Origin of the sequence: Nocardioides malaquae, from assembly GCF_015070385.1 — a bacterium.
Taxonomy (GTDB): domain Bacteria; phylum Actinomycetota; class Actinomycetes; order Propionibacteriales; family Nocardioidaceae; genus Nocardioides; species Nocardioides malaquae.
Window position 1 is genome coordinate 80,696 of sequence record NZ_JADCSA010000010.1, and the last position, 17,869, is coordinate 98,564.

Below are 17,869 nucleotides of genomic sequence, written 5' to 3' on the forward strand. Positions count from 1 at the left end.
GTCAGTACTGGTCGTCGGGCCGCAGCTCCGCACGGGGGATCAACGCGACGCGTTCGGAGCGGTCGGGCCGGCGCAGCAGGAAGCGGGCGCTGCCGAGCAGGATGACGAAGAGGCCGAGCAACGGGAACACCTGGTCCCATCCGCTCCGGTCGCTTCCGTCCATGTCGACCAGGCCGACCTGGGCGGCCTCCCACGCCAACCACCCCACCAGCAGCGCCGACAGCAGCAGGAACCCGAGGGCGAGGCGCTCGGGGCCGGTGGGCCGACGCGGCACGAGGGCGCGGGCCGTCGGCCACGGCACGGCGCAGATCGCGACGAGCAGGACCCCGATCCCGATGGAGAGCCACGACATGCCCAGCAGGTCCTGGGTGTCGACGGGGCGAAGCTTTGCGAAGAGCCAGCCCGAGGCGAGCATGCCGAGCCCCGCGAAGGCGGTCCGGGCCCGGGTCGCCGAGGTGGAGACGGGCAACCACATCAACGCGCTGATGGTCGAGATGAGCAGGATCGCCGAGACGATGATGGCCATCGGCAGCGTGTGCTCGTAGAGCACCTCCCCCTCGCCGGTGTCACGCACGCCCGGGTCGAGGGCGACCAGCACCCAGGCCAGTCCGCTGAGGAAGGCGAGCCAGAGCATGGGCTCCAGGACGACGCGGATGGGGCCGCTGACCCGGGTCGGGTCGACACGGACCTCCCGGCCCAGCTTGCTGTTGCGCCGCACCGAGACGGGACGCTTGCGTTCGTCGAGCACCGGGCCCCGGTGCACGGGAGTCGAGTCGAGCTCTCCGTGGGCGTGGTGCCCGGCCTCGAGCTCACGGTCGTACCCCTGCCCCGGGTCGGCGTCCGGCCCGGCGCGGAACCCGGCGCGGCGCGCGCCCCCCTTGCGGCGCGTGCCCTGCGTGCTCTCGAAGCGTGTCATGTCAGATCACCGGCAGCATCTGGTCCCGCTCGAAGACGGAGACCTGACCCCGGTAGTCGTCCCACTCCGCGCGCTTGTTGCGGAGGAAGAAGTCGAAGACGTGCTCCCCCAGCGTCTCGGCCACGAGCTCGGAGCTCTCGGCGATGTTGATGGCCTCGAAGAGCGTGCGGGGCAACGACTGGATGCCCAGGCTGCGGCGCTCACGCTCGGTCAGCGACCAGACGTCGTCCTCGGCCTCACGCGGCAGCTCGTAGCCCTCCTCGATCCCCTTCATGCCGGCTGCGAGGGTCACCGCGAAGGCGAGGTAGGGGTTGCAGGCCGCGTCGAGCGAGCGGAGCTCGATCCGCGTCGATTGCCCCTTGCCGGGCTTGTACATCGGGACGCGGATCATGGCGGAGCGGTTGTTGTGGCCCCACGAGATGTAGGTGGGCGCCTCGCCGCCGCCGATGAGGCGCTTGTAGGAGTTGACCCACTGGTTGGTGACCGCGGTGATCTCCGCGGCGTGGGTCAGCAGGCCCGCGATGAACTGCCGACCGGTGGTGGAGAGCTGGTACTGCGAGCCGGCCTCGAAGAACGCGTTGCGGTCACCCTCGAAGAGCGAGAGGTGGGTGTGCATCCCCGACCCCGGGTGCTGGGTGAAGGGCTTGGGCATGAAGGAGGCCCAGACGCCCTGGCCCAGCGCGACCTCACGGATCACCGTGCGGAAGGTCATGATGTTGTCGGCTGTGGTGAGCGCGTCGGCGTAGCGGAGGTCGATCTCCTGCTGGCCCGGTCCTGCCTCGTGGTGGCTGAACTCCACCGAGATGCCCATCGTCTCCAGCATCGTGATCGCCTCGCGGCGGAAGTCGGCGCCCGACGACTGGGCGGTGTGGTCGAAGTATCCGCTCTGGTCGACCGGCACCGGCTCCACGCCCCGCTGCGGGGTGTCCTTGAAGAGGTAGAACTCGATCTCGGGGTGGGTGTAGAAGCTGAACCCCTTGTCGGCCGCCTTGGCGAGGGTCCGCTTGAGCACGTGGCGGGGGTCGGCGTACGAAGGGCTGCCGTCGGGCATCGCGATGTCGCAGAACATCCGCGCCGTGGCCGGCGAGTCGCCACGCCACGGGAGGATCTGGAACGTCGACGGGTCAGGCTTGGCCAGCATGTCGGCCTCCTGCACCCGGGCGAAGCCCTCGATCGCGGACCCGTCGAACCCGATGCCCTCCCCGAAGGCGCTCTCCAGCTCCGCCGGCGCGATGGCCACCGACTTCAGGAAGCCGAGCACGTCGGTGAACCACAGACGTACGAACCGGACGTCACGCTCCTCGAGAGCGCGGAGTACGAAGTCTTCCTGCTTGCCCATGGGAGCAACTATGGCGCACGCCGCGTCGCGCCACGTGCACTTCCCCCCAAAGCCGGGCTCAGTCCTGCGGGATCCGCTCCATCTCGGTGAGCCAGGCAGCGGGGCTCGCGTCCGACGGCATGCGCCAGTCGCCGCGCGGCGACATGGTGCCGCCGGCGCTCACCTTGGGCCCGTTGGGCAGCGCGCTGCGCTTGAACTGGTTGGCGAAGAAGCGCCGGATGAAGACCTCGAGCCAGAAGCGCACCTGGGCGAGGTCGTAGGCCGGACGGTCGTCGGCGGGGTAGCCGGGCGGCCACTCCCCCACCTCGGCGTCGCGCCACGCGTGCAGGGCCAGGAAGGCGACCTTGCTGGGCCGCTGGCCTCGGCGCACCAGGTGGAAGAGGGTGAAGTCCTGCAGGTTGTAGGGGCCGACGGTGTCCTGCGTCGCCTGCGGCTTCACGCCCTCGACGTCGGGGATCAGCTCGGGGGTGATCTCCTGGTCGAGCACCTCGTGGAGGATCTGGCTGGTCTCCTCGTCGAACTCGCCGGAGTCGGCGACCCACCGGATCAGGTGCTGCACCAGCGTCTTGGGCACCCCGGCGTTGACGTTGTAGTGCGACATCTGGTCGCCCACCCCGTAGGTGCACCAGCCGAGAGCGAGCTCCGACAGGTCGCCGGTGCCGACGACCAGACCACCGTTGTGGTTGGCCAGGCGGAAGAGGTAGTCGTAGCGCAGGCCTGCCTGCACGTTCTCGAAGGTGACGTCGTAGACCTTCTCGCCCCGGGAGTAGGGGTGGCCGAGGTCGGCGAGCATCTGCTCCGCGGCCGGACGGATGTCGATCTCCTCGAAGGTGACCCCCAGGCTGTGCGCGAGGCGCGTCGCCAGCGACTTGGAGGTGTCACCGGTGGCGAATCCCGGCATCGTGTAGGCCAGCACGTCGCTGCGCGGACGCCCCAGCCGGTCCATCGCCTTGGCGATCACGACCAGCGCGTGGGTGGAGTCGAGACCGCCGCTCACGCCGATCACCGCCTTGGGCGACCCGATCGACTGGATGCGCTTCTCGAGACCGTTGACCTGGATGTTGTAGCCCTCGAAGCAGTCCAGGGCCAGCCGGGCCGGGTCGTCGGGCACGAACGGGAAGCGGTCGACCTTGCGCCGCAGGCCGATGTCGCCTGCCGGCGGGTCGAGGGTGAACTCGACGGTGCGGAAGCTGCGCCCCTCGCGGCCGGGACCGGTCGAGGTGCCGCGACGGTTGTCGTCGAAGGTGTTGAGCCGGAAGCGCTCGTGGTTGATCCGGTCGACGTCCACGTCGGCGACGGTGCGCACCGCGTGCTGCGGGAAACGTTCGCCCTCGGCGAGCAGCTCGCCGACCTCGTAGATCATCGTCTGGCCGTCCCACGACAGGTCCGTGGTCGACTCCCCCTGGCCCGAGGCCGCGTAGACGTACGCGGCGCAGCACCGCGCGCTGGCGGCGTCGACGAGGCGGCGGCGCTCCTCGGCACGGGCGATGGTGATCGGACTGCCCGACAGGTTGGCGAGCACCGTGGCGCCGGCCAGGGCGGCCTCGGCGCTGGGCGGCACCGGCACCCACATGTCCTCGCAGATCTCGACGTGCAGCCGCAGGGCCGGCTGGTCGGTCGCGGCGAAGATCAGGTCCGGGCCGAACGGCACCTCGGCGCCACCGAGACGGATCGAGGCGCCACGCTGGTCGTCACCGGGAGCGAAGTGACGGCGCTCGTAGAACTCGCCGTAGGTCGGCACGTGCGACTTCGGTGCCACGCCGAGCACCCGACCCCGGTGGAGGACCACCGCGCAGTTGTAGAGCCGGCCACCGTGACGCAACGGGGCACCGACCACGACGACCGGCATGAGGTCGGCCGTGTCGGCGACCAACCGCTGCAGCTGGGCCTCCACGGCTTCGAGCAAGGTCTGCTGCAGGAAGAGGTCGTCGATCGAGTAGCCGCTGACGGCCAGCTCCGGGAAGACGGCGACACCGACGCCGTCCTCGTGGCAGGCGCGCACCTGCTCGACGAGGGTGGTGACGTTGGCCTCGGGGTCGGCCACCGACACCGGAACGGTGCAGGCAGCGACGCGGACGAAGCCGTGGGCGTAGGCCGAGTAGAAGTCCACGCTGCGAGTCTAGGGGTGGGGCAAGACCGGGCTCGGGCGTGAGCACCGCCACAGGGCGCGCCAGCCGGGCGCGCCGCGTCTAGGCTGGTCGTGTCCGTGGACTCCATCCGGGAGCCGCGAGATGCACGAGGAGAGCCCATGTCCGAAGAGACCGCCCCCTACGGCTCGGGCGCGACCCCGGCCGCCCCCGTCCGCAAGGTGCGTACGCACCACCTGCGCGAGATGAAGGAGCGCGGGGAGCCGATCACGATGCTGACCGCCTACGACATGTTCACCGCCGCGACCTTCGACGAGGCCGGGATCGACATGCTGCTGGTGGGCGACAGCGCCTCCAACAACGTCCTCGGCAACGAGACGTCGCTGCCCGTCACCGTCGACGAGCTGCTGCCCCTCACCCGGGCGGTCGCCCGGTCGGCGCGTCGGGCGATGGTCGTGGGCGACCTGCCGTTCGGGTCCTACCAGGCCTCACCGGAGCAGGGCTACCTCACCGCGGTCCGCTTCATGAAGGAGGGCGGCGCCCACTGCGTGAAGCTGGAGGGCGGTGTCGAGATGGCCCCGGTGATCTCGAAGTGCGTGCAGGGCGGCATTCCGGTGGTGGCCCACATCGGCTTCACCCCGCAGAGCGAGCACACCCTGGGCGGTTACCGCGTCCAGGGCCGCGGCGACGCCGCCGACCGGGTGGTCGCCGACGCCCACGCGGTGCAGGAGGCGGGCGCGTTCGCGGTCGTCATGGAGATGGTGCCGGCCGACGTCGCCCGCTGGATCTCCACCGAGCTCACCATTCCCACCATCGGCATCGGCGCCGGCAACGGCTGCGACGGCCAGGTCCTGGTCTGGCAGGACGCCTTCGGGCTGCGCACCGGCAAGATGGCGCGCTTCGTCAAGCAGTACGCCGACGTGCACCAGGTGCTGCTCGACGGCGCCCGCGCCTACCGCGACGACGTCAAGGCCCGTACGTTCCCGGGCGAGGAGCACTCCTTCTGACCCTCGCGAGAGGTCAGGAGCGGTCGACGTCCTCGTCGCCGCGCGGGTCCTCGTCGTCGGGGTCGTTCCAGGCCGGGTCGTTGTCCCAGGCCTCGTTGCGCTCCTCGACCCGCTCCAGGGCCCGCGCGGCGTCGGCCGACGACGGGTAGGGGCCCAGCCGGTCGGCGTTCTTGCACCCCTCACGCGGCTCGACGGCGTGGTGCTTCAGGCAGTACCAGTACTCCGGCTCCGTGTGGCTCATGCTCGCGAAACTACACTCGAACCCGTGACTCCCGTAGCCGCTGCCGCCATCTCGCCCCGCCGTCCGGTGCCCTCGTCGATCCCCCGCCCGGAGTACGTGGACCGTCCGGCGCCGGCCAAGTTCGAGGGTCGCGAGGTCAAGGACGCCGAGACGATCGAGAAGATGCGGGTGGCCGGGCGCCTGGCGGCGCAGGCGCGCGAGCTGGTGGGCTCCCACGTCGCGCCGGGAGTCACCACCGACGAGCTGGACCGGATCGGCCACGAGTTCCTCTGCGACCACGGCGCCTACCCCTCGACGCTCGGCTACCGCGGCTTCCCCAAGTCGTTGTGCAGCAGCGTCAACGAGGTCATCTGCCACGGCATCCCCGACGCCCGGGTGATCGAGGACGGCGACATCGTCAACATCGACATCACGGCCTTCATCGGCGGTGTGCACGGCGACACGAACGCGACCTACCTGGCCGGCGACGTCGACGAGGAGTCACGCCTGCTCGTCGAGCGCACCAAGGAGTCGCTCGACCGAGCCATCAAGGCGGTCAAGCCCGGTCGGAGCATCACCGTGATCGGCCGGGTCATCGAGTCCTACGCCAAGCGTTTCGGCTACGGCGTGGTCCGTGACTTCACCGGCCACGGCATCGGCACGTCCTTCCACTCCGGCCTGGTGATCCCCCACTACGACCAGACCTTCTACACCGAGACGATCGAGGTGGGCATGACGTTCACCATCGAGCCGATGCTCAATCTCGGGACGCACGAGTGGGAGATGTGGCCCGACGGCTGGACCGTGGTCACCAAGGACCGCAAGCGTTCCGCCCAGTTCGAGCACACGCTGCTGGTCACCTCCGACGGCGCCGAGGTCCTGACCCACCCCTGAACCCCAGGTCACCGCGCGGTCAGCGCGCGGGAGAGCCGCCGCCCCAGACACGCGGGACGCTCGACGGTTGTGGTTTTCGCCGCCGATGGCGTAGCGTCGCTGACGTTGAAGGGACGGTCCGCCGTCCTGGCCGCGCGAAGTAGTCGCGGCGTATGTCGTAACTCCTGGTTTTCGGTTCGCTGGAATTCAGCTCAGTTGGATGTCTTCAGCACGACGGGGACACGGTGTTCCCGGCACCGGAATCAAAGGAAACACATCATGGCTCAGGGAACTGTCAAGTGGTTCAACGCTGACAAGGGCTTCGGCTTCATCGCGCAGGACGGTGGCGGCGAGGACGTGTTCGTCCACTTCTCCGCGATCCAGACGCAGGGCTACAAGTCGCTCGACGAGAACCAGAAGGTCGAGTTCGACCTCGCCCAGGGCCCCAAGGGTCCCCAGGCTGAGAACGTCCGCGCTCTCTGATTCACCCGAAGGGCGCCGACCGCACTGCGGTCGGCGCCCTTCGCGCATTTCAAGGCGTATTTCTGAGCGCCTTCCAGGCGCACAGCGGGACGTCACACGAGGGCGGTCACCAGCATCCACTGGGTGACGACGAAGCCGGTGACGAAGTTGAGCACCAGGAAGCGCCGCCAGCCGGCGTTCGCCGTCTCGCAGGCGGCGTCGGTGACGGCGAGGTGCGGCACCAGGTTGAGGACGTACGGCAGCACGAGCAGGGCCGACCAGGAGTCGCGTCCCGGAAGCATCACCAGGGCCACGGCAGCGGCGAGGTAGCAGTGGAGCGCGAACCAGACGGTCGCGCGCGCCCCCAGCACGGTGCCGACCGAGGCAAGGCCACCCTCCCGATCGGCCCGCACGTCCTGCACGGCCCCGAAGGCGTGCGAACCCATGCCCCACAGGAAGAACGCCACGAGGTAGGCCGTCACGGCGCCGTCCCAGGCGACGGTCGCCCCACGGTCAGCGGCGAGCACCAACCCCAGGACCGCGGGACTGACGAAGTGGGTGCTCGAGGTGATCGAGTCGAGGAAGGGCTGCTCCTTGAAGCGCAGTCCTGGCGCCGAGTAGGCCACCACCGCGCCGACGCTGACCGCGAGCACCAGGGCCGACGTGGGACCGCCGAGGAGCAGCAACCCGGCCAGGAAGGGCGCCGACGTCAACGCAGCCGCCCACAGCGTGGTGCGGTGGTCGGCACGGTCGAGCACCACGCCCTCAGCGCCGCCCTTGCGCGGGTTGCGCAGGTCGGACTCGTGGTCGAAGACGTCGTTGATGCCATACATCGCCACGTTGTAGGGCACGAGGAAGAAGAGCACGCCCACCCAGAAGGCGACGTCGAGCCCTCCCCCGACCAGCAGGTAGGCGGCGCCGAACGGGAAGGCGGTGTTGACCCACGACAACGGGCGTGACGACCCGAGCACCGCCGCCAGGGAGCGGAGGGCACGGGTCGCCGGGGTGGGGTCGAGTCCGACGGGCACCCCCACGGCGCTCATCGTGCCGCTCCCGCTCCGGCAAGCGTGCGGGCCCCGGGCAGCGGGGTGGTCACCATCCCACCACGGCGGTCGCCGCGCAGCCGCTTGAGCACGAGCTCGGCGCTGATCAGGCACATGGGCAGACCGATCCCCGGCATGGTGCTGCCGCCGGCGTAGAGCAGTCCCTCGACCCGGCGCGACGCATTGGTGGCGCGGAAGAAGGCGCTCTGTGACAGGCGGTGGCCGGGGCCGAGCATGGTGCCCGACCAGGCGTTCAGGTCGGCAGCGAAGTCGCCCGGCCCCACCGTGCGGCGCACCACGATGCGCTCGGCCAGGTCGGGGATACCGGCCCACGAGGCCAGCTGGGCGATCGCTGCGTCCGCCACCTTCTCGACGGCCGGGTCGCCGGCACCGTCGAGGCCGCCGCGTCCGAGCTCCACGTCGGCCGGCACCGGGACCAGCACGAAGACGTTCTCGCTGCCGTCAGGCGCCACCGACGGGTCGGTGGCACTCGGCCGGCAGACGTACGACGACGCCGGGTCGGGCACGTACTTGCCCCGTCCGCGGGCATCGCCCAGGACACCGTTGAAGTTCGTCTCCCAGTCCTCGGTGAAGAACATCGTGTGGTGCGCCAGCTCGGGCAGGCCGCCCTCGACGCCGAGGTAGAGCAGCACCGCGCCGGGCCCGGGGTCACGCCGACGCCACCACGACTCCGGGTAGGTCTGGAGGTCCTTGGGGAGCAGGCGCGTCTCCATGTAGTGCAGGTCGGCCGCTCCCACGACCACGTCGGCGCGGGTGCGGTGCTCCGTGCCGTCGACCGTGCGGTAGGCGACGCCGCAGACCTCGGCGCGACGCCGCGACCAACGACGCGTACGCGGCAGGGGCACGGTGTCGACCGACGTCACCGTCGCGCCGGTGCGGATGGTCACCCCGTGCGCCTCGGCGAGGGCCACGAGCGTGTCGACGAAGGCGGAGAAACCACCCTGCGGGTAGAGCACGCCGTCGTCGAGGTCCATCCGGCTCATCAGGCTGTAGAGCGCCGGGATCCGCTCCGGTGAACCCCCCAGGAAGACGGCCGGGTAGCCGAGCACCTGGCGCAGACGACGATCGCTGAAGGAGGACTCCACGTGGCGACGCAGGCTGCGCAGCAGCAACGTCACCAGCTGAGGGGCTCGGCGCAGCACGTCGCGGTGGAGCAGGTCGTCGAGGCGTTGGAAGCTCGTGTAGAGGAAGTGGTCCACGGCCAGGCGGTAGGTCTCGTCGGCCTGGTCGAGGTAGGCGTCGAGCGCTGCGCCGGCGCCCGGCTCGACACGCTCGAAGACCTCACGGTTGTCCGTACGCCGGACCCGGGTCTCGAGCGGGGTCGCCTCCCCCTCGAAGTAGACCCGGTAACCGGGATCGAGCACCCTCAGGTCGAGCTCGTGCTCGGCCGACGTGCCCAGGAGGCGGTAGAAGTGGTCGAAGACTTCGGGCATGAGGTACCACGAGGGGCCGGTGTCGAAGCGAAAGCCGTCCTTGCTCCAGGAACCGGCCCGCCCGCCCAGTTCCTCGCGCTGCTCGAGCAGCTCGACCTCCCAGCCGTCGGCCGCGAGGAGCGCCGACGTGGCAAGTCCGGCCACTCCGCCGCCCACGACGACGACACGACCCCGGGCGCTCACCTGCCCATCCCCTGGGCGAGCACGAGCGCGACCAGCTGCGCCTTGCGGGGGGCCGGCACCCGGACGCGGTGCGACCGGATGGAGGCCGGCGAGGTGCGGCGCAGGCGTCGGGAGAGCTCGGAGTAGAGCGAGTGGGCCGCGCGCACGGCGCGACGGCTGCTGGCGGGCAGCTGCGGGATCGCCACTGCCGCGACTGCCAGGTCGGCGTCGATGTCGTCGAGCAGGCGGTCACGGGCGGCCACGTCGAACGTCTCCACGTCGAGTCCGGGGAAGTAGGTGCGGCCCAGGTCGTCGACGTCAGTGGCGAGGTCTCGCAGGAAGTTGACCTTCTGGAAGGCCGCGCCCAGCCGGGCGGCCCCGGGCGCGAGTCGCTGGTAGCGGGAGTCGGCGTCACGGCACTCGAGCAGGAAGATCCGCAGGCACATGAGACCCACGACCTCCGCCGACCCGTGCACGTAGCGGGCGAAGCTGGTGGCGTCGTGCTCCACCCGTTCGAGGTCCATCCGCATGGACTCGAAGAACGGGCCGATGAGGTCGGTGCCGATGCCGGCAGTACGTGCCGTGCGGGCGAAGGCGTGCACGACCAGGTTGGCGCTGTGCCCGACCCCGACCGCGCGCACCACCTCGGCGTGCAGCTCGTCGAGGAGGTGGGCACGAACGCCCGCGTCGCCGTCGGGCCGCGGGGCGTCGACGATCTCGTCGGCCACCCGCACCAGCGCGTAGACGTTGCGCACGTGCGTACGCACCTCGCGGCCGAGCAGGCGCGAGGCCAGCCCGAACGACGTGGAGTAGCGCCGGATCACGACACCGGCCGCGGCCTCGGCGACCTCGTCGTAGAGCTCGTGGGGCTGGAGGGCGTCACGCCTGGCCGCGGGGACACCGGCCTCGGCGACGGCGCTCACGCGACGTCCGCGGTGACCGGAGCGGGGCCGCTGACATCCGTGACAGCCCGGCTCGGAGCGGTGAGGGCCCCGAGGCGGTCCAGGCCCCACGAGTCGATGAGCGGGTCGACCACGTCAGCGGTGAGTCCCAGCTCCTCTGCGTGGCGGCGGGCGATGCGCACGTGGCGGGCGATGATCCGCTCCACGTGGGCCACCGACCCGGCCTCCACGAGGGCCCGGCGCACCTCGTCGGCCTGGGCGGGCGTGAGGTCGGGGTCACCGAGGTGAGCCTCGATGCGCCGCCACTGCGGAGTGGTGGAGGCGTGGACGACCAGGACCGTGCGCTTGCCCTCGCGCAGGTCGCCGTCAGGGTCCTTGCCGACAACGTCGGCCGGAGCGAAGGCGCCGAGGAGGTCGTCGCGCATCTGGAAGGCGATGCCGAGCGAGCGGCCGACGTCCCCCACCTTCTCCACCACGGAGGTCGGAGCCCCCGCCAGCACCGCGGCGGCCTGCATCGGCAGCACGAAGGAGTAGGCAGCAGTCTTCAGCTCCGCCACCGAGAGGGCGTCGTCGAGGGTCGCGGAGGCGGTGCCCAGGGAGAAGCGTACGTCCGCGAACTCACCGATGGCCGAGTCGTGCAGGGCGACGTCGAGCAGGTCCAGCAGCGTCTCGGTCGTCCTGACGTCGGCACCACACGTGGCGATGCCGCGCACCGCCGCGGCCAGGGCCAGGTCACCGACCAGGATGCCCCCGGCACGGGGGTAGGTCTCCGATGCCGAGGTGGTCGACTCCTTGAACCAGCCGGGCACGCTGACGCGCCCACGACGGGTGTCGTCGTGATCGATGACGTCGTCGTGGGCGACGAAGGCCGTGTGCAGCAGCTCCAGAGCGGCCGCGACCCGGTCCAGGGTGTGGTGGCCAGCGGCGGTCCCGCGGCCGTGCGTCGCCCGCACCTGCTCGTGGGTCGCCGTGAACAGCCAGGGACGGAAGCGCTTGCCCCCTTCGGTGCCGAGGCGCAGGGCGATACCCAGCATCGAACGGTCGAGGGGCAGGCCACCCAGACCGCGCCGGGGGGCGACCAGCTGGTCGATCTGGTCCTGGACTCCGCGGGGACAACTGTGACTGAACGACATCTCGGCTCCTTGGGTGAGCGGGTGGTGAGCGCCGGCCAGCGCCGGGGTATGACGAGGACACTAGGGCGGACGTACAAGGTATGTCAAAGGTTTGACCAAGGTTTGACCAAGGTTTCTCCGCGGGTGCACCCTCAGGCCGGGTCGTCCGGGTCGACCAGGCGTCTCCGGGCTCGTCCACGACGGCCTAGACTGGGCGGGCGAACGGGCCGGCCGGGCGATCGCGTCATCCGAGGGAGACCGAGGGTGCCGAGGAAAGTCCGGGCTCCACAGGGCAAGGTGGTGGGTAACGCCCACCCGGGGCAACCCGCGGGACAGTGCCACAGAGAACAGACCGCCACTCCTCCGGGAGCGGCAAGGGTGAAACGGTGGTGCAAGAGACCACCAGTGGTCCGGGCGACCGGACCAGCTAGGTAAACCCCACCTGGAGCAAGGTCAAGAAGCCACTCGCTTGCGAGTGGTGCGTGCACGATCGAGGGCGGCCCGCCCGAGTGCACGGGTAGACCGCAGGAGGCGTCGGGCAACCGGCGTCGTAGATGGATGGTCGCCCCCACCTCGGTGGGACAGAACCCGGCTTACAGGCCGGCCCGTTCGCTTCACCCCCTCACGCTGCGCCAGCCCTTGCGTCATCGGAGGATTGCAGCCACCAGGTGACCGGAACCCTCCGATGACGCAAGAGCTGGACGATTCTCCGGCGGCAAAGTGGTGCGGACCGTCCCAGTCGACCGTAGGGTCAGTCGTCTCCGACCCCGCAGGAGGGCCCAGCATGGCGCGTCCCGATCTGACCGTTCTGGCCATCCCCGCCTTCGTCGGGGCCATGGGTGCCGAGTTCTGGTGGCAGCGCCGCCACCCTGCGGAGCCCGGCACGGTGCGCCCCGGTGACTACGAGCTCAACGACACCATCGCCAGCCTGACGATGGGCGTCGGCAGCCTCATCGCCCCCTTCGTCACCGGGCCGATCGTGCGCCGCCTCTCCCCCGGCACGACCAGGGCCGGCACGGCCCTTCCCGCCCTCGGCGCCGCAGCCGGAGTGGTGACGACCGTGGGCGACGTCCTGCGCCGCCGACGCGAGCACGGAGGCGTCCTGCCCGAGGCCGGCACGCTTCCTGACGACGAGCCCGCGCCCGTGGTCGTACGCTCCCGCGCCGAGGCCCTGGGCCTGCTCACCTCCGCCTCGGCCGTCGCCGCCGTGGCCTCCACCGCAGTCGCCGCCGCCTCCGTGTGGGCCACCGAGGCCTCGGCGACGCGCCTGGCGCAGCGCTCACCCTTCTCGATGCGGAGCGGAGCGGCCACCTACCTGCTCGCGATCGCCGGCTGGGACTTCATCTACTACTGGAATCACCGCCTCTCCCACGAGTCGCGCTGGTTGTGGGCCATGCACGTGGTCCACCACAGCAGCGAGCGCTACAACCTCTCGACGGCCCTGCGGCAGCCGGTCGCCGAGGGCTGGACCATCACCGTGCCCTACGGACTCCTCGCCCTCGCCGGCATCCCGCCGAAGTACATCGAGGACGCGCGCGCGATCAACCTCATCTACCAGTTCTGGATTCACACCGAGGCGGTGCGCTCCATCGGCTGGCTCGAGAAGATCCTCAACACCCCGAGCCACCACCGCGCCCACCACGGCAGCCAGCGCCAGTACCTCGACATCAACCACGGCTCGATCCTCATCCTCTGGGACAAGCTGTTCGGCACCTTCGAGCCCGAGGACGAGCGGGTGCGCTACGGCCTCACCACGAACCTTGACTCCTTCAACCCGGTCACCATCGCCACCCACGAGTGGCGCGACATGGCGAAGGACGTCGCGATCGCCCCGACGTGGCGTGACCGGTTCTCCTTCCTGCTGCGCGGCCCGGGATGGGCCCACGACCGTCGGGCGGAGCTGGCCCCGGCGACAGACACCGAGCCGATGGCGGGCGTGGCCTAGACCTGCTCCACGTTCACCCGCGGGACCGGCCTGCGTTCGTACGCCGCGTGGCCGGCGCCGTGCGCGGATCCTCGGGCCACGCGTGCTTGGGGTAGCGACCGCGCAGGTCGGCGCGCACCCCCGGGTAGCCGTTGTCCCAGAAGGAGTCGAGGTCGGCCGTGACCGCCGCCGGTCGGCGAGCGGGTGACAGTAGGTGGAGCAGCAGCGGGACCTTCCCGCCGGCGAGCGCCGGCACGTTCGTCCACCCGAAGACCTCCTGCAGCCGCACCGCCAGCACCGGCTGCTCGGAGGTGTAGTCGATCCGCACGGTCGACCCACTGGGCACCTCGACCCGCTCAGGCGCCAGCTCGTCGAGCCTGCCGGCCTCGGGCCAGGGCAGGAGCGCGCGGAGCGCTGCGGTGACGTCGATGCGGCGCAGGTGCTCGGCCGAGCGGACCCGGGCCAGCTGCGGCCCCAGCCACTCCTCGAGCCTCTCCGTGAGGGCCGCGTCGCTGACGTCCGGCCACGGGTCGCCGAGCGCGCGGTGCAGGAAGTCGAGTCGGGCGCGCAGGGCGGTGGCCGACTCCGACCACGTGAGCAGGCCGATGCCTTCCCGCGTCAGCGCGTCCCGGATCGCGGCCGTCACGGCCTCCACGGGCGGGTCGGCCAACGGCACCGAGGCGAGCTCGATCGCGCCCAGCAACGTCCGTCGCCGCGCCCGCACCCGACCCTCGGTCCACGTCACCTCGTCGGTCTCGGTCCACAACGGTCCCGCAGCCTCCAGCGCCAGGTCCTCCGTGAGTGGCGCCGCACCCCGGATCCGCGCCTCGCGCTGCCCAGCCCGACGGTCCGCGTCGGCGACCGCGAGCCACTCCTGCCCCGCCAGCGGCGAGGGGTCGCGCGGGTCGAACGCGGCGCCCGTGCCTGACGTCATCAGGTAGTTCGACGCCCCAGGGCGCTTGCGGGCGATCCGGTCCGGGTGCGCCAGCGCCACCACCAGGCCGACGGCGACGTCGTCGGTCAGCGACCCCCGCGCGTCGTGCTGCGGCGCCACACTCTGCAGACGGGCGACCTGGCTGCGCCACGCGCCCGCCCGGTGTCCCGACCGCAGCGACCGCAGCGCGGCGACGAGGTCACCGCCCGGCGCGCGTACGTCCTCGCTCAGCATCGCCACCACCTCGGCGGCGCGCCGGCTGCCGACGAGCTCCGTGCCGTCGATCAGGGCACGCGCGAGCCGCGGGTCGGTCGGCACGGCGGCGATCATCCGGCCACGCGGTGTCGCCCGACCGTCGTCGGTGATGGCGCCCAGCTCGACGAGCACCTCGCGGGCGGCGGCCAGGGCGTGCGCCGGCGGCTGGTCGAGCAGCGCCAGGTCGCTGACGTCGTCGCTGCCCCAGCAGGCCACCTCCAGCGCGAAGGCGGTGAGGTCGGCGGTGGCGATCTCCGGCTCGGGGTGGGCGGCGAGGTGGGCGTGCTCGGCCTCGGACCAGCAACGCAGCACGACCCCCGGTCCGAGGCGTCCGGCGCGGCCGGCCCGCTGCTCGGCCGACGCCCGGCTCACCGCGACCGTCACCAGGGACGCCAGTCCTCGCCGGTGGTCGGTGCGTGGCTCGCGGGAGAAGCCGGCGTCGACGACGACCCGCACGCCGGGCACGGTCAGCGACGACTCGGCGACCGCCGTCGAGACGATGACCCGACGCCGTGGCCCCTCGGTGAGCGCACGGTCCTGGTCGGCCCCGGGCAACCGCCCGTGCAGGGCGTGGACGTCCGCGTCCACGCCGGCCAGGCGGCGTACGGTCGCCTCCACCTCGGCGACGCCCGGCACGAAGACCAGGACGTCGCCCTCATGCTCGGCGAGAGCCCGGCGGACGGTCGCGGCGACGTGGTCGTGGAAGGCGGGCGTGATGCCCCGGTCATCGGTGCGGCGCTTTCCCGGCGGCAGCGGGCACCAGAGTGTCTCGACCGGGTGCAGGGCGCCCGGCACGCTGATGACCGGGGCACTGGCCCCCTGTGGCACGGCGCGCTCGTGGGCGAGCAGTGCGGCGGTCCGTTCGGCCTCGATGGTGGCCGACATCGCCACCAGGGCGAGGTCGTCGCGCAGATTGGTGCGGATGTCGACGAGCAGCGCCAGCGTCAGGTCGGCGTCGAGGTGGCGTTCGTGGACCTCGTCGAGCACGACGGCGCCGACGCCCGCGAGGTCGGGGTCCTGCTGGATGCGGCGGAGCAGGAGGCCGGTCGTGACGACCTCGACGCGCGTGCGTCGGCTGACGCGCCGGTCGCCGCGCACGGAGTAGCCAACCGTCTCCCCCACCGGCTCACCCAGGAGCTGCGCCAGGCGACGCGCCGCCGCGCGGGCCGCGATCCGGCTGGGTTGCGTGACGACGACACGCCCCTCGACCACCTCGGCGACCGCGGGAGGCACCAAGGTCGTCTTGCCGGTGCCGGGAGGGGCGTGGACCACGGCGACCCCGTGCGTACTCAGCGCCTCACCGAGCGCGGCCAGGCCCGCGGTGACCGGGAGGTCGGGCGGTGACGCGAGCAGGCGGCGCAGCGGGTCGGACACGCCTGAAGTCTGCCCGACCCGGCGAGAGCGCCGGACGGGGTGCGGCTCGAACGCGACCTCGGAGAGACCGGACGAGGGCGTCCCTCCGAGGCAGGGCTGGTGGGTCACGTCCAGGTGGAGGAGCGCCGGGCCTGCTCGTAGATCTTCTCGATCTGCTCGTCGGTCAGGGCGGTGGGCTGCTTCCTCAGCCACCGCATCGCTTGTCTGCGGTACTTCACGTGGACGCTGCTCCCCTCCTTCTCGCCGGGTGCGGTCTTGACGGTGATCTCCTCGACGGCGAAGAAGACGAGCAGGGCGTCGGCGCGGACGTCGAAGCCGCAGGCGGCGGACAGCAGCTGGGCGGCCCGCCGAGCCTCGAACCGGCTGTTGCGGATGTAGGGCTGGACGTGGCCGTTGACTCGGAGCTGGTCCTTCCCCACCCAGATCTTCGCCCTCGGGTGGTGCTTGGTGTTGATCGTGAAGACGCCTGCCGGACCGATGGCCAAGTGATCGATGTCGGAACCACGATCCCCCACCGGGACGGCGTGCAGCACGCGCCACCGCGGGTCCTTGCGGGCGAGCTTCTCCAGCTGAGCTCCGACGGCTTCCTCGCCGTCGGCACCGATACGCCACGCTCGTTCGTCGGTGTGGACGTTCAACAGCCGCCCCAGGACGGCCCGCACCGGCTTCTCCTCCCGACGGGTTCGCCACTCCTCCTTCGCCTGCTCGCGTGCAGCCTGGCCAGGGAGATTGGTCGCGAGATCGCTCCAGGTCTCCTCGACGGGTCGCGGAGTCGCGACTGGCACATTCGGTTCGACGACAGCAGAGGTCGACCCGGTCTCTCCCAGGCCACCGTCAATGGCCGCTGCCAGCAGCGCACCGTCCCCCGGGTCTTCGGGGTGGTCCTTGCCGGTGGCCAAGTCGCGATAGCCGACCTTGCGGTCATCGACGGTGACATAGAGACGGTCGTGGCCAAAACGCTTCCACGGCGTGAGTTCGACCGTCATGCTCGCGCTCCTGCGAGAACCGAGATCCGGGCTCTCACCGTGTGGGAGGTGCCTGCGGAGACGAAGAGGGGGTTCATGGCGTCCTAGAGAATCGGGGTACCAAGCCGATCCTCAGGTACGCAGTCGCGGGCGCGAGGCGGAACCGCGAAAGTCACCGGCTCCCTCGTCCATCGTTGACGCGAGGCCGACGAAGCCGCCCCCTCACGCGGCGGAACGGACTAGGTCGGACTGAAACCGATGCGCGGAGCAGCCCGATCGCCGAGGGGCCGCTTCAGCCGCGGGTGATCTCGATGCCGCGCGCGACGGCACCCGCGATCAACAGGAACGCGCCGGGTGCGGCGAAGACAACCGTGAGCACCATGAAGACTTCAGTTGACTCGTGAAGGTTGGCGAAGAGCAGCCCGGCGATGGCGAGCAGGACCGTGCCGCCCAGTGCGTACGCGAACGCCCACGTAGGTGGGGCGGCGTCCTTCTTGGCAGTCATAGCCACATGGTGGCAGCCAGTCGCCGACCGAGCGGCTCCTTTGCCCCGTGTCTACTGCGGAGATTCACGCCCGTAGTGGTGCACCCGGGTCGCAGCGTCCTCAAGCGGGAGAGTGGTGCGGTGTCTGGGGAACCAGTTCACCGTTAGCCAACCGGAGTCCCCGTGCGTGTATACCGTCCTTCCATGCTGGAATTGGTGTTCGGAGTTCTGGGTCTCTTTGTCTTCTACGTCGTCGTGCGCAAGGCGGTGACACACGGGATCCTCGAAGCGGATGAGCACCGGGCCGAGCGGGCGCGGGTGTCACGGCTCACCGAGTGACTGCATCGCGGCTGCCG

General features: G+C 71.0%; 16 protein-coding genes and 1 other RNA gene. 6 read left to right on the forward strand and 11 right to left on the reverse strand.

What is annotated here, in order from left to right:
• Position 1 precedes the first annotated feature (1 nt).
• Genes IEQ44_RS11275 through IEQ44_RS11285 form a run of 3 tightly spaced genes read right to left on the reverse strand, consistent with a single transcriptional unit; the run spans position 2 to position 4,365 of the window.
• Positions 2 to 916: an MFS transporter gene (locus IEQ44_RS11275; protein WP_193638561.1), complete on the reverse strand. Its 915-nt coding sequence runs from the start codon at positions 914 to 916 to the stop codon at positions 2 to 4.
• 1 nt (position 917) lies between these two features.
• Positions 918 to 2,255 carry a type I glutamate--ammonia ligase gene (gene glnA / locus IEQ44_RS11280; protein WP_193638562.1) on the reverse strand — a complete coding sequence of 446 codons (1,338 nt, stop codon included), beginning with the start codon at positions 2,253 to 2,255 and terminating at the stop codon, positions 918 to 920.
• A gap of 58 nt (positions 2,256 to 2,313) precedes the next feature.
• Positions 2,314 to 4,365 carry an NAD(+) synthase gene (locus tag IEQ44_RS11285; RefSeq protein ID WP_193638563.1) on the reverse strand — a complete coding sequence of 684 codons (2,052 nt, stop codon included), beginning with the start codon at positions 4,363 to 4,365 and terminating at the stop codon, positions 2,314 to 2,316.
• 138 nt (positions 4,366 to 4,503) lie between these two features.
• On the opposite strand from IEQ44_RS11285, the gene panB reads away from it, so the two are divergent.
• Positions 4,504 to 5,349, forward strand: a complete 846-nt coding sequence (gene panB / locus IEQ44_RS11290) for a 3-methyl-2-oxobutanoate hydroxymethyltransferase (protein ID WP_193638564.1) — start codon at positions 4,504 to 4,506, stop codon at positions 5,347 to 5,349.
• A gap of 13 nt (positions 5,350 to 5,362) precedes the next feature.
• Here the strand turns inward: panB and IEQ44_RS11295 are convergent, their stop codons facing one another.
• Positions 5,363 to 5,590 (reverse strand): hypothetical protein, encoded by a 228-nt coding sequence (locus IEQ44_RS11295; protein ID WP_193638565.1) that lies wholly within the window; start codon positions 5,588 to 5,590, stop codon positions 5,363 to 5,365.
• Positions 5,591 to 5,614: 24 nt separating this feature from the next.
• On the opposite strand from IEQ44_RS11295, the gene map reads away from it, so the two are divergent.
• The gene (gene map / locus IEQ44_RS11300; RefSeq protein WP_193638566.1) at positions 5,615 to 6,463 is read left to right on the forward strand and encodes a type I methionyl aminopeptidase; all 849 of its coding nucleotides are present in this window, start codon (positions 5,615 to 5,617) and stop codon (positions 6,461 to 6,463) included.
• 258 nt (positions 6,464 to 6,721) lie between these two features.
• Entirely contained in the window at positions 6,722 to 6,925 is a 204-nt protein-coding gene (locus tag IEQ44_RS11305) for a cold-shock protein (RefSeq protein ID WP_193638567.1), read from the forward strand.
• Positions 6,926 to 7,017: 92 nt separating this feature from the next.
• Here IEQ44_RS11305 and IEQ44_RS11310 read toward each other — a convergent pair whose 3' ends face one another.
• Genes IEQ44_RS11310 through IEQ44_RS11325 form a run of 4 tightly spaced genes read right to left on the reverse strand, consistent with a single transcriptional unit; the run spans position 7,018 to position 11,598 of the window.
• Positions 7,018 to 7,947, reverse strand: coding sequence for a prenyltransferase (locus IEQ44_RS11310; RefSeq protein ID WP_193638568.1), 930 nt, complete (start codon positions 7,945 to 7,947; stop codon positions 7,018 to 7,020).
• Positions 7,944 to 9,584 carry a phytoene desaturase family protein gene (gene crtI / locus IEQ44_RS11315; protein ID WP_193638569.1) on the reverse strand — a complete coding sequence of 547 codons (1,641 nt, stop codon included), beginning with the start codon at positions 9,582 to 9,584 and terminating at the stop codon, positions 7,944 to 7,946. Before crtI ends, IEQ44_RS11310 begins: the two co-directional genes overlap by 4 nt.
• The gene (locus IEQ44_RS11320; RefSeq protein ID WP_193638570.1) at positions 9,581 to 10,486 is read right to left on the reverse strand and encodes a phytoene/squalene synthase family protein; all 906 of its coding nucleotides are present in this window, start codon (positions 10,484 to 10,486) and stop codon (positions 9,581 to 9,583) included. Before IEQ44_RS11320 ends, crtI begins: the two co-directional genes overlap by 4 nt.
• On the reverse strand, positions 10,483 to 11,598 hold the full coding sequence (locus tag IEQ44_RS11325) for a polyprenyl synthetase family protein (RefSeq protein ID WP_193638571.1): 1,116 nt from the start codon (positions 11,596 to 11,598) through the stop codon (positions 10,483 to 10,485). Before IEQ44_RS11325 ends, IEQ44_RS11320 begins: the two co-directional genes overlap by 4 nt.
• Positions 11,599 to 11,800: 202 nt before the next feature.
• Between IEQ44_RS11325 and rnpB the strand changes: the two genes are divergently transcribed.
• Positions 11,801 to 12,189: RNase P RNA component class A (rnpB, locus tag IEQ44_RS11330), an RNA gene on the forward strand.
• Between the two features lie 172 nt (positions 12,190 to 12,361).
• A complete protein-coding gene (locus IEQ44_RS11335; protein ID WP_193638572.1) occupies positions 12,362 to 13,522 on the forward strand; it encodes a sterol desaturase family protein in 1,161 nt (386 codons plus the stop codon).
• A gap of 13 nt (positions 13,523 to 13,535) precedes the next feature.
• On the opposite strand, the gene hrpB is transcribed toward IEQ44_RS11335, so the two are convergent.
• The 3 genes from hrpB to IEQ44_RS11350 all read right to left on the reverse strand — a co-directional run bounded on the left by hrpB (position 13,536) and on the right by IEQ44_RS11350 (position 17,534).
• On the reverse strand, positions 13,536 to 16,064 hold the full coding sequence (gene hrpB / locus IEQ44_RS11340) for an ATP-dependent helicase HrpB (RefSeq protein ID WP_438861849.1): 2,529 nt from the start codon (positions 16,062 to 16,064) through the stop codon (positions 13,536 to 13,538).
• A 104-nt stretch (positions 16,065 to 16,168) separates the two neighbouring features.
• Complete coding sequence (locus IEQ44_RS11345) at positions 16,169 to 17,050, reverse strand: nuclease-related domain-containing protein (RefSeq protein ID WP_193638573.1); 882 nt, start codon at positions 17,048 to 17,050, stop codon at positions 16,169 to 16,171.
• Between the two features lie 271 nt (positions 17,051 to 17,321).
• Complete coding sequence (locus tag IEQ44_RS11350; protein ID WP_193638574.1) at positions 17,322 to 17,534, reverse strand: hypothetical protein; 213 nt, start codon at positions 17,532 to 17,534, stop codon at positions 17,322 to 17,324.
• 183 nt (positions 17,535 to 17,717) lie between these two features.
• Between IEQ44_RS11350 and IEQ44_RS17705 the strand changes: the two genes are divergently transcribed.
• A complete protein-coding gene (locus IEQ44_RS17705; protein WP_264674470.1) occupies positions 17,718 to 17,852 on the forward strand; it encodes a hypothetical protein in 135 nt (44 codons plus the stop codon).
• The last annotated feature ends 17 nt before the right edge of the window (positions 17,853 to 17,869 follow it).

Bases quoted from the DNA above. Each gene is read 5' to 3' on its own strand.
- IEQ44_RS11350 (WP_193638574.1), bottom strand. From the start codon at position 17,534: ATGACTGCCAAGAAGGACGCCGCCCCACCTACGTGGGCGTTCGCGTAC.
- IEQ44_RS11305 (WP_193638567.1), top strand. From the start codon at position 6,722: ATGGCTCAGGGAACTGTCAAGTGGTTCAACGCTGACAAGGGCTTCGGC.
- IEQ44_RS11335 (WP_193638572.1), top strand. From the start codon at position 12,362: ATGGCGCGTCCCGATCTGACCGTTCTGGCCATCCCCGCCTTCGTCGGG.
- IEQ44_RS11295 (WP_193638565.1), bottom strand. From the start codon at position 5,590: ATGAGCCACACGGAGCCGGAGTACTGGTACTGCCTGAAGCACCACGCC.
- panB (WP_193638564.1), top strand. From the start codon at position 4,504: ATGTCCGAAGAGACCGCCCCCTACGGCTCGGGCGCGACCCCGGCCGCC.
- IEQ44_RS11325 (WP_193638571.1), bottom strand. From the start codon at position 11,598: ATGTCGTTCAGTCACAGTTGTCCCCGCGGAGTCCAGGACCAGATCGAC.
- IEQ44_RS11275 (WP_193638561.1), bottom strand. From the start codon at position 916: ATGACACGCTTCGAGAGCACGCAGGGCACGCGCCGCAAGGGGGGCGCG.
- IEQ44_RS17705 (WP_264674470.1), top strand. From the start codon at position 17,718: ATGCTGGAATTGGTGTTCGGAGTTCTGGGTCTCTTTGTCTTCTACGTC.
- glnA (WP_193638562.1), bottom strand. From the start codon at position 2,255: ATGGGCAAGCAGGAAGACTTCGTACTCCGCGCTCTCGAGGAGCGTGAC.
- IEQ44_RS11310 (WP_193638568.1), bottom strand. From the start codon at position 7,947: ATGAGCGCCGTGGGGGTGCCCGTCGGACTCGACCCCACCCCGGCGACC.
- IEQ44_RS11345 (WP_193638573.1), bottom strand. From the start codon at position 17,050: ATGACGGTCGAACTCACGCCGTGGAAGCGTTTTGGCCACGACCGTCTC.